The sequence below is a fragment of the Streptomyces tirandamycinicus genome (assembly GCF_003097515.1).
GTDB lineage: Bacteria > Actinomycetota > Actinomycetes > Streptomycetales > Streptomycetaceae > Streptomyces > Streptomyces tirandamycinicus.
On record NZ_CP029188.1, the window covers coordinates 4,315,729 to 4,331,290 of the forward strand.

The following is a 15,562-nucleotide window of genomic DNA, read 5'->3' on the forward strand; positions in this document are numbered from 1 at the left end:
GGTGTCGGGTCGCCCGGGCGGGGGAACGTCGGGAAGAGTTCGACGCCGACTCGGAGGAGGAGGCACTGCCCGCCATGTGATGGCCCACGTGTGCAATCCAGCCGGTGGAGCGGGCCCGTGAGGGTTTCGTCGGTCGCGCGGGGCGCTGAGAGAGGCTCGGGCGTTTGAACCGGTCGGCGGGTACGACCTCGCCATATCCGCTTCAGCACGCGGACAATCCGGTCGCCTGGTGCCGTGGGGACTCGAGGCGTTCCAAGAGGCGAAGCGGCGCGATGTCCCCCGTTCTGCTCTCGGTCGGATACTCTGCGTGCCATTGGTGCCAGTAGATGAAGACAACCCGGTAGTCCTCCCTGGTTCTCTTACCGGGAGTTGCCGCGTGAGCGCGAAGCGGGGCCGCTTCGAAGCTGAGATCGCCGTCTGGGCCGCAGGCCCAGCTTGCCGCCTCACCCGAGTGGGGCGCTGAGCGCTGCACAATGGTGCGGACGTACCTTGGGACCTCCGGGGCGCCGCTCAGTGAAGCCGCCTGACACGGTGCACAGAACGCCCCCGGTCGATGGCCGGGGGCGCTGTCGTGACGCCGAAGGTCGGCCCTGTTGTCGCCAGTGATATCGCTCCGGGGTACTCGCCGGTGCCGGTACTGCCGACAGTTCAGGGATCTCCCCCGCACCCTTGCGAGGAGTGCGGGGGAGAGTCGCAGGTCATCCCGCCGCTCAGATGATGCGGTAGGGCCCCCAGCTGGTGCCGACCTGGTACCGGGTGGGGAAGGCGTCCATGCCGGGCTTTCCGGTGCCGGGGTAGACCCACAGCGTGCCGTCGGACGCCTGACGGGTCAGCACATCGGTGATCCCGTCGCTGTTGAAGTCCCCGGTGCGAGTGACGTCCTGCGTCTGCCAGCTTCTGCCGACCTGGTACCGGGTGCCGAAGGTCTCCATGCCGGGCTTTCCGGTGCCGGGGTAGACCCACAGCGTGCCGTCGGACGCCTGACGGGACAACACGTCGGTGCGCCCGTCGTTGTTGAGGTCGCCGGTGGTGATGACGTTCTGGCTCTTCCAGTAGGTGCCGACCTGGTACCGGGTGGGGAAGGCGTCCATGCCGGGCTTTCCGGTGCCGGGGTAGACCCACAGCGTGCCGTCGGACGCCTGACGGGTCAGCACATCGGTGATCCCGTCACTGTTGAAGTCCCCGGTGCGAGTGACGTCCTGGGTCTGCCAGCTTCTGCCGACCTGGTAGCGGCTGGGGAAGGCGTCCATGCCGGGCTTTCCGGTGCCGGGGTAGACCCACAGCGTGCCGTCGGACGCCTGACGGGACAGGAGGTCGCCGATGCCGTCGTTGTTGAGGTCGCCGGTGGTGATGGCGTCCTGACTCGTCCAGCTGGTGCCGGCCTGGAAGCGGGTGCCCAGGGCGTTCATGCCGGGCTTTCCGGTGCCGGGGTAGACCCATAGAATGCCGTCGCTCTTGACGGCCGCGAGGTCGGCCTTGCCGTCACCGGTGAGGTCGTCCGGATTGCGCGAGGTGGCGTGATCGACCCAGTCGCTGATGCCATCAACACGGGTGTCGATGGCACCGGTACGGGTTTCGGCGGGGTCGCTTCCGAAACATCCACCCTGCCAGGAACGGGAGTTGATGGCGACGAGTTCCGTGGTGCCGTTGACGGTGCGCAGGGCGGGACCGCCGGCGTCGCCCTTGCAGACGGTCGCGGTGTCGGAGCCGTTGAGGTCCACTGTCGTGGCCGTGGTTGAGGCGACGGTGAACGTGCCGGTGTGGAGTTTGTCGGGCATCCATTCGGTCTTGGTGCGTCCGAATCCGGCCTTCATCAGCTCCTCACCCGCACTGGCGGGCGTGGTCGCCAACCGGACGGGCGTGATGCCCGGATCGGTTATCTTGGCGGCGAGTTTGACGAGCACCAGGTCCCGGTCGGCATGGGGGACGAGCCGGATGGCCGACAGGACGCTGCCGCCGGTCTGGGTCAGGTCGGCACGGCCGACAGTGACAGTGGTGCTGATGGCGGGTTTGCCTGCGGGGAGTTTGCCGTCCGCGGCGAAGCAGGTGGCCGCGGTCAGGACCCACTGCCGGTCGATGAGGGTGCCGGTACAGGCGGCCTGTTCACCGACGCTGATTTTCGCGACGTAGTTCAGCTGTGCCGGGGCGTCGACTCCGGTGAGTGCGGTGGCGGGGGCAGCGCTCAGCACGACGGGGGCCGCGAGCAGGGCAGCGGCCAGCGCGGAGAGACGGGGGCGTCTGAAGAGGTACATGAATGTGGTTTCCTGGGCACGAGGGCCGCGCGTCCTGTGGGCACCGGACCGCGGACTGGTGAGCATGTCGATGGTGACCTGCGGCTACTTGGAGGACCTGATCTCGACCAGCAGGTGATCGCGGCCCTCGGGGTCCGCGGTTTCACCCACCGAGGTCCAGGCGTTCTTATCGATGTCGAACGACTTCTCCTCGGTACCTACGGTCATGTCGATCGAGGTCGTGTAGTCGTTGCCCTTCACCGCGTAGACCGCGGGGATCTCCAGGCTCAGCCAGCCGGAGTCGCCCACCACCTTGAAGCAGATCTTGTCCGTCCTGTCACGGGCCAGGAGCTCCAGGAGGCCGGTGCCGGCCGTACAGTCGGCCAGGGTGATGTGGCCGTCACCGCGCTTGAGGACGATGTTCTTCTCGGCGAGGATCTTGTCCGCGTGCGGGTAGGTGAAATCCTCCACCGCGTAACCGGGGGCGTCCCCCGCGACCAGTGCGGTGGGGCCCGTCTGCTGCGACGCCCCGCCGGGGATGCCCGTGGTCGCCGCGATCCAAGCCAGGGCGCCGACCGCGGCCGCGCCCGATGCCCGCCGAGCAAGCCGCTTGCGCTGCGGCTTCGCGGGCATTCTGCTGTATTCCTTCATTGCATCCCCAAGTTCGTCGCTGGCGGCCGAATGTTCATCATCGGGCTCGAAATCGGGTGCACAGGAATGCGATATCAACATCGCCCTGCCGGGCTCCAACTCCTGTGAAAAGCATCTCCCTTACCTCTCGAAACGAGAGGCCCCCTGTCCCGGCGATCATCATCCGCTTCGCCATACCAGCATGAAGTAGCCCTCAGGGCGAGTGAAAAAACCCACGCATATCGGAGCAATCTCTACGCATGCTTGGTGATCTGTGTCACCCCTGATAAAGGTTGAGCCGACATTTGTAAAGAACGTGCAAATACGTCCTGAGGGGCGGTCAAAAGCGGATTGCCAAATTCCGCTGGGGGTCGATCTCTTCAATTGCATTGTCCGCATCAGCAGTTGATATGGTCCGGCACTACAACGAGCACCGCCAACACGCGACTTCGCACCCATGGGCATTCCGTCCCACGGGCACGTCGGAAACCGGCTGCCAGGGAAATCCGGCATGTCCTGCCCACAGCCCACACGAGGACAACTCTCTTATGCAGACCACTTTCTGGAGCCGGCGCCGCGTGCTTGGTGCGCTCGCCGCCACCACCGCCGTAGCCTCTACGCCCTCGGTGCTCCTCGCCCCGGTCGCCGCCGCCGTGGAGGGCACTGCGCCGGATCCCGTCCCACTGCCGGACACCGAACGGGCCAAGGTGGTCAAGGCCTGGATATCGGGCGGAAGGGGCGTCAAGTCCGCAGCCGCCCACGCGCTGTTCGGCTCCGACAGCGAGATCCAGACCTTCCTGGCCGAAACGCTGCCGAACCAGACCGTGCAGGACAACCGCGTCGCCCTCGTCAGCAGCCTGGACCGCGCGGGCAAGGGCCTGCGCCGTGAGGCCGTCGCCGCCCTCGACAACGGTGACGCCGCCATCGCCGACTTCCTGAGGGGCGGCTTCAAACCCGCCATCCTCGAGGACCTCCAGGTGGCCACCACCATCGTGTCGGGCACCGGCGACAGAGCGGTCCGGCGAGCCGCCACCGCCGCCCTGACCGCCGGCACCGAGCAGTCTCTGATCGCGTTCCTCACCGACACCCAGTACGACGCACGCCTGGAGGACACCCGCGTCCAGGTCGCCACCATGCTGACGCAGGCCGGCCCGGAGGTGCAGAAGTACGCCGACCGCGCCCTCAGCGGCAGCGCGTCCGACGTGGAGTGGTTCGTCGAGACCGGGCAGCACATCGCCCGTGCCCGGGACCAGGAGTCGGCGACGATCGAGGAACTCGTCGCCGTTGTCCAGCGGGAGGGCAAGCGCGCAGAGCGCGAGACGAACCTGGCCGTCGAGGCCTCCGCACGCGCCCAGACCGCCGCCGACAAGGCGAAGGAGGCAGCGGAGAAGGCCGCCGCCGAGGCAGCGGCCGCCCAGCAGGATGTGCAGAAGTCCGGGGCGGCGGCCCGCAAGGCGGCAGGCGCCGCGAAGGGCGCGGCGGATGCCGCTCGTAACGCCATCAACGCCTCGAACGCCGCTGTGTCGGCGTCCCGTCGCGCCTCCTGGGCCGCCACCGGCGCCGCCCAGGCCGCCGCGAACGCCGGCAGCGCCGCGGCCCGCGCCTTCCACGCCGCGATCGGTGCCTCCAAGGATGCCGGCAAGGCCGAGGCCGCCAAGAACGCGGCGGTCGCCGCCCGCAACGCCGCGGCCAAGGCGCGTACCGCGGCCAAGGCGGCCGACCAGGCCGCCGTCGCCGGAACCAAGGCCGCCGCCGCCGGTTCCGCCGCTGCCTCCGCCGCACGCAACGCGGCCGCCGCCGCGAACGCCGCCGCCCAGGCCGGTGCCGCCGCCGGTGCCGCACAGTCGGAGGCCGCGGAGGCCAAGCGCCAGGCCGCGATCGCGTCCAGCGCCGCGAACCGGGCCACCAGCGCCGCCTCCGCCGCACATACCCTCGCCACCACCGCGGCCGCGGCCGCCCGCACCGCCCGGGACGCCGCCAACGCCGCTGCGGACCACGCCGACAAGGCGGCGGCCGCCGCCGAGGAGGCCGTGAAGTACGCGGGTCAGGCCGTCGACTACGCCAACAGGTCCACCGCCCATGCGGCGGCGGCCATGCTGGCCGCCAACACGGCCACCAAGGCCGTCTCGGACGCCCTCCTGGTGGAGCAGAACGCGCGGAAGGCCGAGGCGGAAACCCTTGAGCAGGACAAACTGCAGGCCATCGACGAGGTCAGGCTGCTCGCTGAGATCGAAACGAAGGAGATGACTGCCTATCAGAACAAGATCGCCCAGGCGCAGCAGACCGATCAGGCGACCAAAGACCTGATCACCAAGGCCGAGCAGGCGCTAGCGGCGAACGACATGGGGCTCGCGGCGGTCCAAGGGCGCAAAGCAGCCGTCGCCCTGCTCAACTCCAGGGGTGCCTGGACCAGGCAGGCGGCCCAGTTCGCTCTCTCCGGCACGGACGACGACTTGTACGCCTGGATCGACCTCGACCGGCACCTCGCCCAGGTTCAAGACGACCGGGAGACCACGCTCCACGTGGCCACGATCGCCGGCCCCAAGATCGCCAAGGCGGCCCAGGCCGCCCTGGAGAGCCCCGATTCCAAGGCGGTCGGCGACTTCCTCACCGGCGGCATGAAGAGGGCCTCCGACGAGGACAACCGGGTGGCGATCATTCGGATCCTGGACTCGAACCCCGACGGCAAGGCCGTCACCGAGGCGGCGAACAAGGCACTCGACCTCAACACCACCGAATCGCTGCAGAACTTTTTCGACCACGACTACCCCGAGGCGATACGGGAGGACGACGCGGTCCGCACCGTCACGCTGATGAAGACCGGGGGCGCCTTCACCAAGGCGTACGCCGAGGTGGCCATGGAGGGGCCCACCTGGATGCGCCGCAACTTCGTCTCCCTTGTGCAGTACCGGACGGCCCAGCTCGACCACGACACCGCCACCCATGTCGCCGCGATCCGGGGCGCCATCGCTGCTGCGGCGAAGGTCGCCGAGAAGGCGCAGGAGAACGCCGCCTTGGCGTCCAAGGCCGCCGCCGACGCCCGGAGTGCCGCCGCCGAAGCCAGGGAGTGGGCGGCCAAGGCACTTGACTCCGCGGCCAAGGCCGAGGACTACGCCGCCGAGGCCAGGCGGAACGCGGACGCGGCCGACAAGTCCGCGGCCGCTGCCAAGGCGTCCGCGGACAAGGCGAGCGCGGCGGCGTCGACCGCCCGTAGCGCCGCCCGCTCCGCGAACTACTCGGCGAACAAGGCGATGGACTCCGCCCGTTCCGCCCTCAAGTCGTCTTACAGCGCCCAGGCTTCGGCCGCCAGCGCCCGCGCCTCCTCGATCGCAGCGGGTAAGGACGCGGCGACGGCGGCGGCCGCGGCTACTGAGGCCAGGCGGATCGCTGCGGCCAAGCGTGAGGCCGAGGTCAGGGCCGCTGCCAAGGCGGCTGCCGAGAAGGCCCTCCGTGAGCGGGAGGCCAAGATCGACCCTGCCGACAAGGAAACCAACGACCAGATCAACCCCAATGGCACCAGCGCGGACGCCGACGAGTGGTGGAACGACGCCGGCTTCTACGCCGACGCATTCAACGCGATCAGTGTCGGCGCCGGATTCCTGGCCGCGGGCTGCGCCCTCGCCGCCTTCGTGTTCCCCCCGGCCGCCGCGGCCGCCGGCTTCTTCGCCGCGGTCTCGATGGGCGCCAGCGGCCTCGGCACCCTCTTCACCGGCATCGAATACGGCTTCACCAGTAGCGAGTTCATCGACTCCGCCATCGGCACCGGTCTGAGCCTGGTCACCTTCGGCCAATCCAAGTGGATCGGTGCCGCGGACAAGGGGCTCGGGGGCAAGCTCATCAAGCCCGTCGTCGGCAAGATCGCCGACGTCGGCGAGGACGTCGTGTCGGGGGCCACCAAGGTCCTGTCGACCATCTTCTGACCTGCGTCGCAGTGCTCCGCGCCCGGGTCGAGCCGAACGGCCTCGGCCCGAGCCCGGACGATCCCGGCGCCGACGAGCCCGGTGGCCCGGCCGGTCCCCACCGCCCGAGAACGACTCCCACGCGGGCGAACTGCTAACCGTGCCGGTCCCGGATCTCCTGCATGTTCGGCAGTTGCCCGCTGCCCGAGGGGCGGCGCTGTGCCGGTGGTGCCCCTCATTGCCCCTTACCGAAGCCATCGGGGCACCCACGCCAACGAGAGAGGTATGACAATCATGCATGCGATACGACCTGGTCGGCCCGGACGGAGACGTGCCCGGTCGACCGTACTGGCCCTGGTGGCGGTGGTGACGCTGGGGCTCTCCACGACCGGCATGAGCCCGGCGCAGCAGAGGGCCGAAGAGAAGCCGCAGCGGGTGAGCAGGCTTGACTCGGCGGACCTTCCAGCCACCACCTCCCTCACCGAGACTGCCGCGTTCCGGGCGCGTTCAGGGGAGCGTTGTGAGCCCACGCAGGCGGGCTCGAAGGAACGCCGGGCAGGCGCCGCGAAGGCATGTGTGAGCACGAGCCCCGCCACCGCGACACCACAGCGGAGCCGGGCCGCAGTCGCGGTCGCCGGCACCGGCGGCTGCGACATCACCAACCCCGGCAACTACAGCTACAAGCGCTTCGAGTACTGCGTGACCGGGGTGAACGTTCTCTACATCCTGCGCGACAGTAACGGCAAGGAGATCGGACGCGGCACCCTGCAGGTCTCGACCAGCGCGACGCTCCCGAAGCAGGGCAAGGCCTGGAACGAGCAAGTCACCGTCAAGATGACCAGTGGGAGCGGCGACGTCACCGCCCTCAACGCAAAGTTCCGTGCCTCCTGCACGACCGGCTGCTCGACGACGAAGACCGCACCCTGGTACGGCGGAGACCTGACCCCGGGCCAGTCCCTCACCGGCACCGTCTCGTACTTCTCGGCTCCCGCGGCGGGTGCCGTCGCGGAGTTCACCACCGCGTACAAGCTGTACGTGACCTCACCTGGCGCCACAGCCGTCGACCCGAACGCGTCCTGGGACAACCCCCGCAAGATCCGCTGCGACGACGCGGTCGGGGGCGCCTCGTCGGCGGGATGCGTCGTTCCCTCGGTCATGGCCGTCGTGCCGATGAGCGCGCAGAGCTCGGACCCGGGTGGCGCCGTCGCCGCCTACGGCTGGGCGCAGAACAACCTCAACGGCACCTGGGGCAAGAAGGGTAGCCCCCTGACCCGGTCGACGAGCGGTGTGGCCGGTCGTACCGCCGCCACCTGCGGCGGCTTCACGGCCGAGCCGGAGCTCGTCGACCCCGACACCTGCGCCGACTTCCCCTTCGGGGAGGCGAAGGAGGGCGGTGCCCCCGGCGATCGGTGCGTCACGGTGATCCCCAACCTTGGCAACGGCGAATGGGACACCTACGTCCTGAACGACGCCCACCTCCTGGACCGTACCGCCCCCTGCGTCCAGGCCCATGTCACGCCCGCCGAGAAGCAGTTCGCCGACACTCAGCTTGCCGACGGCTTCAAGGATCAGCGCGTGATCGACGCCGACCAGTTCGAGCTGACGTTCTCGTTGCCGGACACCGGCCCGCAGGCCAGCTGCCTGAACGACGACTCGCCGATCAACTCGCATCCCAACGGCGACGGCTGGTTCCACAACGCCACCGAAGCGGTACCTCTCGTCAACAAGAGCGACCCGGCGGGCGGGAGCGGATTCAGGCCGGCCCGGGCGCAGGCATGCGTGGGGCTGAACGTTAAGGAGGGGACCGATACCAGCAATCCCGTCACCGGCATGAAGGACGCGGTGGAGTACGCGGAGGCGAACAACCTCACCTACGACCAGTCCCGGTGTCATCTCATCCCGAAGGTCCTCGGTGGAAAGGGCACGAGCAAGAGAACTCGGTTCAACCTCGTCCCTTGCTGGCAGGTCGGGATGAACACGGGCTCGCCCAGCATGCGAACGTACGAGAAGATGGGGGAGGACCTGGTCAAGGGCAACGATCCGAATCGGGTTCTCGGAACGAACGACGCGATCTTCTACCAGGTGACACCCGTCTACCAGGACGCGAAGAGCACCATCCCGGTGGGCGTCACGATGAACGCCAATATCCAACGGGCGAACGGGACGACCGAGGAACTGTTCCCCAACGTCTTCGTCACCAATACCTTCTCGAACACTGGGTTGTACAACCTCGGTAACTGACCCCACTCAGTTCGCGTCAACGGGAGCCGACATGAGTTTCACCACCCCACCGCGGCCGTTCGACATCACCGCGCTCTTCCCTCAGCTGGCTCCGCTGGCGCGCACGGCGACCCGGTTGCACCCGAGGCCGGGGTCGCCGACCGTGCACGACAGCTCTGTCGGCGGGCCGCTGCTGTGGCCCGCCGACGAGCCGTGGCCGTACTGCGACGAGCCGCACGACAGCCGCGCGGCGCCGGTGGTCCACTCCCCGGACGACGTCCGGCTCCTCCGCCGCGACCGCGCCGCGGCGGCCGAGCGGCGGCGCCTCGACCCCGAGGCACCCCAGTGGACTCCCGAAGAACGGGCGACCTGGGAGCGGCTCGCGGGCCGCCCGTGGTTCGACGGCCCGATCGCCCTCCTCCCCGTCGCCCAGCTCTACGCACGCGACGTCCCCTTCCCGCGCCCGCCCGACGCGGACCTCCTCCAGGTCCTCTGGTGCCCCTTCGACCACGAGATGGCCCACCCCCGGACAGCCCTCTTCTGGCGCTCCTCCGGCACCGTCACCGACGTTCTCGACGCACCGCCCGAGCCGCCCATCGTCCAGAGGGACTGCTACCTCCCGGAGCCATGCCTGTTCTCTCCGGAGCAGGTCACCGAGTACCCCAACCCCTCGGAGCTGGACAAGGAGCTTCAGGATCAACTGGACGACACGAGCCGCTGGGAGACGATCGACCCCGCGCGGTACGACACGTACGCGGACGACCCGGGCGAGCTCTACCTGAACAACCTCTCCACCGCCCCCGGTTGGAAGACCCGCGGCTGGACCCGCTGGGGCCTCACCGACCCCAAACCCCGCCCCTGCCCCGAGTGCGGCACCGAGCAGGTTCCGCTCCTTACCATCGCCTCCTTGGAATGGGACGGCGGCAGCGAGACCTGGATCGCCGAGGAGGGCCGGACGGACCCGTCCCCACCTCCCCTGGGCGCCCGGTACGGCAACTTCACCTTGATCGACATCGTCGGCGGCTACAACCTCCAGCTCCACGCCTGCCCCGTGGACCCGTCCCACCCCCATATCGAGCTGGTCCAGTAAGCAAGCCCGGCGCCCAAGTACACCGAGACGCCACGAGCACGTTGCCCATACCCCGGACTGAGCTGCGTCGGCGGGCCGCTCCATTGGCCCGCCGACGCCCCTGGCCGCATCGCGAAGGGCTGGACCAGCGAAACGTGATGGAGCGCATCACATCAGGCACCAGATGCATGTAGTGCCGTGACCGCATAGGTTCGCCGGGTTGGCGGTTGGGGCGGTTGGATGTGCTGTGACGTTCGTTCCGACCGTGGAGGTGCGGTGGCTGAGCATGTCCGTGTGCGCGGATTGACCGACCAGGAGGGGCAGCGGCTGCAGAAGATCGTGCGCCGGGGCAGTACCAGTTCAGTGCGATACCGGCGCGCGATGATGCCCGCCACCCCGACGTGCTCACCGCACAGCACAAGGAACGCGCCCGCATCCGCAGCGGGAAGGGCATCCGCCGGGGCGGACGACCCCTCAGTACAGCCGCCTGACGGGCCCCCTCGGTTGGAGCGTTAAGCCGAACGCAGTGGCGGGACGTTCCTCGCGAGCGCGGCGGCATGCAGAAGAATGCTCGGCTCGGCGCCGGGATCCTCGACCATGACGACGCCAGCCGCCTGAATGTCGAAGTCCGTCGGCCAGATGGTGACGTCGCTCGCCAGTGCGCCCTCCAGCTTCGCTCGTGTCAGGTCGGCACCGGTGAGGTCGGTTCCTCGGAGGTCAGCCAGTCTCAGATCCGCGCCGGTGAACTTGGTGCCATGACCCCGCGCCTTGCGCAGATTCGCCTCCCGCAGGTCGGCTCCGGAGAAGTCAGCGTCGCTGAGGTCGGCCCTGACCATGCGAGCGCCGCGCATGTCAGCTTCGATGCAGCGGCTCTGGTGGAGAATCGACGTCCCGAGCTCCACGTGCCGCATGTTGGCCGCGATCAGCGATGCCTTGGTCAGGTTGACCTGGTAGATACTCGCCGCTTCCAGGCAGGCGCCGTCGAAGTTGATGTGGTGCAGCCACAGTCCGTCGCAGTCGGCCCGACGCAGGTCGGTGTAGCTGACATTGAGCCAGTCGGGCCGGCGTTCCTGGCACAGGACTCCGAGGCCGGTGAGCGCCACCTGGGCATCCGGGGCACGGGTTTCCAGCGGAGGCACGGAGTTGATGGAGGCTTCCGCCGCCGGGGAGTCCTGTCCCTGCGGAGGCCATGGCAGGTGAGTCCGGAGGAACGCGGCCTTGATCGAGATGACCGCCTCCCGGTCGTGAGCCGAATGGTCCGCGATCCGCCACAGTGCGTAGAGGCCGCCGATCCGCACGTCCGTCTTCTCGCCGCCGAGCTGGTCGACCGCCCGGCTGAAGCGGTCGGTGATGTGTCCCTCCCGGGTAGCGTTCAGACCCTCCTGGTTGACCCTCAACTGCCGCCAGGTTGCGTACGCACCGAAGAGGACGACAGCGCCACCGACCGCCTGCACGAGCGTTGTGCGTACGTTGTTCACAGCTCCGAGCCGTTCAGCGGCCGAGATGCTGGCCCCGCCGAGATCGCGCTCGACCACCAGCCCCGGGAGCACCACTACCACTACGGCCAGCGCGGCGAGCACCGCCAGCACCGCCGCCACCGCAGGAAGAGCGGAACTGACCCGACGCAGCCGAGAGACCACCGCCGAGCGGCGGCCATGAGCAGATCCCCCCGTATCCATGCGCACATGATCGCAGGGCAGCACGGAAGCCGGTGCACCTATCCGATCAGAGCAGTACGTCCGTCTTCTTGGCGGAGGCGGAAGTCGTGCAACGGTGGGCCTCGACTCTGCGCCCGCTGCAGAGGTGGGCCGCGAGCGGAGGACACTAGTAGGGTAATGTGTCCGCCCGTGATGAGCCCCAATGACCTCACTGCTGTTTCTCGGTTTCGAGCAGGCGATGTGGGGTCGTCCGAGACCCGCCGGACAAAGAGCACAGGTCGGTCGCGCCGGTGGATGCTCCCCGCTCTGATCGCCATCGCGTACATCGTTCTCCAGATCATCGGCAAGCCCACCCTGGCGCCGGCCAATGACGCCTACCGTTACAACCAGGCTGCGTTGCAACTCCTCGGTGACTCTCCGGAGCAGGCGCACCGGACCGCATTGAAGGCGTACTGCCACGACAAGGTGCGACGGGAGTCCCGCTCCCACGGGCTGAAGCCGGAGAATTTGCGCGATGACGCTGCTCCGTACCCCACGCCGGGAAAAGGGTTCTCCGCCTGCATGGCAGAGTCGGCTGACGGGTTGAAACCGGTCAGCCCTCGATATGAGCGCATATTCGAGGTCCGGCCGGGGTTCCCGGTGCTGGCCGCGCCGTTTGTCGCCGTGTTCGGCGCGGGATCGGGACTGCTCGTCACGTCGGTCCTGTTCACCGTTGTCGGCGGCCTCGTCGCCTACCTGCTGCTGCGCGCCGTAGGGGCACCTGCAAGGATCGCCCTACTCGGACAGGCCTTCTTCTACGCCTGTCCGATCGGCTGGTGGGGTGGATACCCCCTCACAGAGGGCCCCGTCCTGGCTCTGATCATGAGTGCCTTGTTGGGTGCGTGGTGGCTGTTTCATCGTCGCCTTACCGCAGGAACGCTTTTGCTCGCCGGGTCCATGGTGGTGGGCACAGCTGTCAAGTACTCGACCTTCCTGCTCATTGCGGGGGCATTGGCAGCTGCTGCGATGGTGTGCCTGGTACTAGTGGCTGGTACTAGGCATAGGGGCACGTATCTCATGGCTGCCCTGAATACGGCCGTGGTCCTTGGGATCGGTGCGCTCAGCATCCACTACAACCTGCCAGGCAGTACCGAGACATTGCAGGACACTTTCACTGATCACTTTGCCCAGCCCGATGTCGCCGAGCCCTGGCCCATGCTGGTCGAGCTGAACGGCACTTACTGGACCCACTGGATTCAGGAGCAGGTCCGCAGCCCCTGGCTTATCGCCGCTGTCGGCCTCGGCGCATGGGGCCTGTTCCGACACAGCCGCGCGCTCGGCTGGATCGTTCTGGCCGTCGGACTGACTGGAATCGCGACCGAGATCGCGCACCCCGTCGACAGCCAGGGCGACCGGCTCATGCTCAACGTGTGGGTTATCGCCGTCCTCGGTCTGCCGCTCCTGCTCCACCAGCTCATCCAGGGGCGTGTGGACCGTGAGAGGGTTCCGCAGCTTCCTGTTGACAGCACCGCAGCCGACAGCCGGCCCATGGCCCGGAGCGCTCGCTGAATTGAGGTCCGTCCTGCGGGCCCCGCAAGACGGACCTCAGTTCAGCCGCGTCGCAGCAGCGCCTTGGCCCTGTGGCCAAGGCCCCAGGCAGTCACCCGCCACAGCGCCTCAGCCACGATCGCGCGGCTCATCTTGCTGTCGCCCCGCTCCCGCTCGACGAAGGTGATCGGCACCTCGACGACACGGAAACCGGACTTCACGGTCCGCCAGGCCAGATCAACCTGGAAGCAGTACCCCTGGGAGGCGACCTCGGTGATACCCAGTCCTTCCAGGGTCTCCTTGCGGAACGCTCGGAAGCCGCCGGTCACATCGCGGATGGGTACTCCCAGCATCAGGCGGGAGTAGAGGCTGCCGCCTCGCGACAGGAACACCCGGGACTTGGGCCAGTTCACTACGCTCCCGCCGGGAACCCAACGGGACCCGAGCACCAGATCCGCACCGGGCAGCGCCGTAAGCAGGCGGGGCAGTTCCTCGGGACGGTGAGAGCCATCGGCATCCATCTCGACCAGGACGCCGTAATTGTTCTCGATGCCCCAGGCGAACCCAGCCAGATACGCCGCGCCGAGGCCTTCTTTGCCCTTCCGGTGGAGAACGTGAATATGGCTGTCCTCGGCTGCGAGCTCGTCCGCGATCTTGCCGGTGCCGTCCGGACTGTTGTCGTCGACTACGAGAACGTGCGCATTGGGGACGGAACTACGGACCCGAGACGTAATCGATGCGATGTTCTCGGCCTCGTTGTAGGTCGGAATGATCACCAACACCGTGCCGAGCGGGCCTGTGGCCCGCTGACCGCCTTCACTCACTGTGTACCCACCTCGTGTGCTTGCCAGCACGGTCCGGAGGCCCGGCTGGTCCACGTGAGCATACGGGCCCGAACGCGAACGGCTGTGCGAGGGGTGATAAGCGCGCGCCTGCATGGTATATGGGGCTGGTACGACCTCCCCTTATCTGCTTCAGCGCGCGGACAATCCGGTCGGCTGGTGGCCGTGGGACCCGAGGCGTTCGAGGAGGCTCGTCGGCGCGATGTGCCCGTTCTGCTGTCGGTCGGATACTCCGCGTGCCACTGGTGCCAGTGACTGAAGACAACCAGGTGGTTCTGACCTCGGATGTTTTCAGGAAGCGCCCGCATGGACGCGTAAGGTGAGGATTCGACTCGCAGGTCAGACGCCCGGGTCCGAGATCAACTGAGGGCTTCCGTGGGTTGGGCGTCCGAACGGTGCATCAGCATCAGGTGGCTCCTTGAAGGCGCTGCTCTGCCTCAGGAGGCGGGCGCGTGGCGCTGTGTTCCAGCCGCCGGTCCCCGCTCATGGGTGATGCCGCGCGCCAGGATGTCAGTCGTGGTCTGTGGTGGGTTGGCAGGGGGCTGTCCGCAACGCGGCGGCGATCGGAATCCAGCCCCTCGTCGGCGCGTGCGTCGTTTCGCGTGCAGACGGCGATCACGGAACCGTGTCTCACCAGGTGTCGGATCGTCCGGATGTGCCACGTTGGGCCCCGCCGCGATTGCGCGGCCAGGTCCGATGGCCGACATCGTCCATCAGTCGCGGCGGCCGCTGACCGGCTTCGTCCAGCGATGGCATGCCGCTGTGGCTGGGGTGCACATCGGGCACGAGGGCACTCCTCTGACATGTACCCGCCCGTGACCTGCGGTGTGATGCGGCTGTTACCCGATGGCGCGCAGGAGGCCACGCAGGGCCCGATCGAGCGCCGCGCGCTCCTCGGGAGTGAGGGCGGAAAGGAGTCGAGTCTCGTTCGCGACGTGGTCGGTGACTGCGGCGTCGACGAGTTCATGGCCACGGTCGGTGAGGGAGATCCGGAAGCTGCGGCGGTCGGCGGGGTCGAGGGTGCGTTCCACCAGACCGGCGGCCTCCAGGCGGTCCAGACGGTTGGTCATCCCGGCGCGGGAGAGCATCAACGTCTGGGCGAGTACCGATGGGGTGAGCGTGTACGGGGACCCGGAGCGGCGCAGGGTGGCCAGTACGTCGAACTCGCCGGGTCGCAGGCCGCGCCGGGCAGCCACCTCTTCGAGGGCCGGCCCGAGTAGGAGGGAGAGTCGCCCCAGCCTGCCGAAGATGCCTATGGCCGCCAGATCCAGGTCGGGGCGTTCCCTGTGCCACTGGGCGAGGATCTCGTCCACCGCGTCGGCCTGCTGCGTCTCCTTGGTCACGCTCCCACCCTATGTGATCCCGTTCGCCGGGAGATAATTTGATGGCGTAATATTCGCCATGGAACTAACTTTCGTCGCGTTCGGGGGATTGCCAGACCGGATGAACCGGAGTCATCGATGCTCTTGGACATCCAGGCTCTGTC

At 68.1% G+C, this 15,562-nt stretch carries 10 protein-coding genes and 2 pseudogenes; 7 read left to right on the forward strand and 5 right to left on the reverse strand.

The features are described 5' to 3' along the window. Positions 1-164: 164 nt before the first annotated feature. Complete coding sequence (locus DDW44_RS19220; protein WP_108907176.1) at positions 165-326, forward strand: DUF255 domain-containing protein; 162 nt, start codon at positions 165-167, stop codon at positions 324-326. A gap of 384 nt (positions 327-710) precedes the next feature. Here DDW44_RS19220 and DDW44_RS19225 read toward each other — a convergent pair whose 3' ends face one another. Together DDW44_RS19225 and DDW44_RS19230 are read right to left on the reverse strand one after the other, a co-directional pair. Continuing rightward, positions 711-2,252 (reverse strand): FG-GAP-like repeat-containing protein, encoded by a 1,542-nt coding sequence (locus tag DDW44_RS19225; RefSeq protein WP_167455514.1) that lies wholly within the window; start codon positions 2,250-2,252, stop codon positions 711-713. A gap of 84 nt (positions 2,253-2,336) precedes the next feature. After that, a complete protein-coding gene (locus DDW44_RS19230; protein WP_208647979.1) occupies positions 2,337-2,864 on the reverse strand; it encodes a hypothetical protein in 528 nt (175 codons plus the stop codon). Between the two features lie 545 nt (positions 2,865-3,409). Between DDW44_RS19230 and DDW44_RS19235 the strand changes: the two genes are divergently transcribed. The 4 genes and pseudogenes from DDW44_RS19235 to DDW44_RS32860 all read left to right on the forward strand — a co-directional run. After that, complete coding sequence (locus DDW44_RS19235) at positions 3,410-6,781, forward strand: ALF repeat-containing protein (protein ID WP_208647980.1); 3,372 nt, start codon at positions 3,410-3,412, stop codon at positions 6,779-6,781. 555 nt (positions 6,782-7,336) lie between these two features. Continuing rightward, positions 7,337-9,001: a DNA/RNA non-specific endonuclease gene (locus DDW44_RS19240; protein ID WP_108907178.1), complete on the forward strand. Its 1,665-nt coding sequence runs from the start codon at positions 7,337-7,339 to the stop codon at positions 8,999-9,001. A 31-nt stretch (positions 9,002-9,032) separates the two neighbouring features. After that, positions 9,033-10,070: a hypothetical protein gene (locus tag DDW44_RS19245; RefSeq protein WP_108907179.1), complete on the forward strand. Its 1,038-nt coding sequence runs from the start codon at positions 9,033-9,035 to the stop codon at positions 10,068-10,070. A 255-nt stretch (positions 10,071-10,325) separates the two neighbouring features. Then, a pseudogene (locus DDW44_RS32860) lies at positions 10,326-10,436 on the forward strand (IS630 family transposase); the annotation flags it as partial. 125 nt (positions 10,437-10,561) lie between these two features. Here DDW44_RS32860 and DDW44_RS19260 read toward each other — a convergent pair. Beyond that, a complete protein-coding gene (locus DDW44_RS19260; RefSeq protein ID WP_341867076.1) occupies positions 10,562-11,728 on the reverse strand; it encodes a pentapeptide repeat-containing protein in 1,167 nt (388 codons plus the stop codon). Positions 11,729-11,899: 171 nt separating this feature from the next. On the opposite strand from DDW44_RS19260, the gene DDW44_RS19265 reads away from it, so the two are divergent. After that, the gene (locus DDW44_RS19265) at positions 11,900-13,255 is read left to right on the forward strand and encodes a hypothetical protein (RefSeq protein WP_244224063.1); all 1,356 of its coding nucleotides are present in this window, start codon (positions 11,900-11,902) and stop codon (positions 13,253-13,255) included. A 41-nt stretch (positions 13,256-13,296) separates the two neighbouring features. Here DDW44_RS19265 and DDW44_RS19270 read toward each other — a convergent pair whose 3' ends face one another. Beyond that, on the reverse strand, positions 13,297-14,058 hold the full coding sequence (locus DDW44_RS19270; RefSeq protein ID WP_108907182.1) for a polyprenol monophosphomannose synthase: 762 nt from the start codon (positions 14,056-14,058) through the stop codon (positions 13,297-13,299). Positions 14,059-14,170: 112 nt separating this feature from the next. Here DDW44_RS19270 and DDW44_RS19275 point away from each other — a divergent pair. Next, a pseudogene (locus DDW44_RS19275) lies at positions 14,171-14,325 on the forward strand (DUF255 domain-containing protein); the annotation flags it as partial. 590 nt (positions 14,326-14,915) lie between these two features. On the opposite strand, the gene DDW44_RS19280 reads toward DDW44_RS19275, so the two are convergent. Next, positions 14,916-15,419, reverse strand: coding sequence for a MarR family winged helix-turn-helix transcriptional regulator (locus DDW44_RS19280; protein WP_017949147.1), 504 nt, complete (start codon positions 15,417-15,419; stop codon positions 14,916-14,918). Between the last annotated feature and the right edge of the window lie 143 nt (positions 15,420-15,562).

What these genes read in the sequence shown, in the direction of transcription:
- DDW44_RS19225 (WP_167455514.1), bottom strand. Translation starts at nt 2,252, where the DNA reads ATGTACCTCTTCAGACGCCCCCGTCTCTCCGCGCTGGCCGCTGCCCTG.
- DDW44_RS19230 (WP_208647979.1), bottom strand. Translation starts at nt 2,864, where the DNA reads ATGCCCGCGAAGCCGCAGCGCAAGCGGCTTGCTCGGCGGGCATCGGGC.
- DDW44_RS19235 (WP_208647980.1), top strand. Translation starts at nt 3,410, where the DNA reads ATGCAGACCACTTTCTGGAGCCGGCGCCGCGTGCTTGGTGCGCTCGCC.
- DDW44_RS19245 (WP_108907179.1), top strand. Translation starts at nt 9,033, where the DNA reads ATGAGTTTCACCACCCCACCGCGGCCGTTCGACATCACCGCGCTCTTC.
- DDW44_RS19260 (WP_341867076.1), bottom strand. Translation starts at nt 11,728, where the DNA reads ATGGATACGGGGGGATCTGCTCATGGCCGCCGCTCGGCGGTGGTCTCT.
- DDW44_RS19265 (WP_244224063.1), top strand. Translation starts at nt 11,900, where the DNA reads ATGAGCCCCAATGACCTCACTGCTGTTTCTCGGTTTCGAGCAGGCGAT.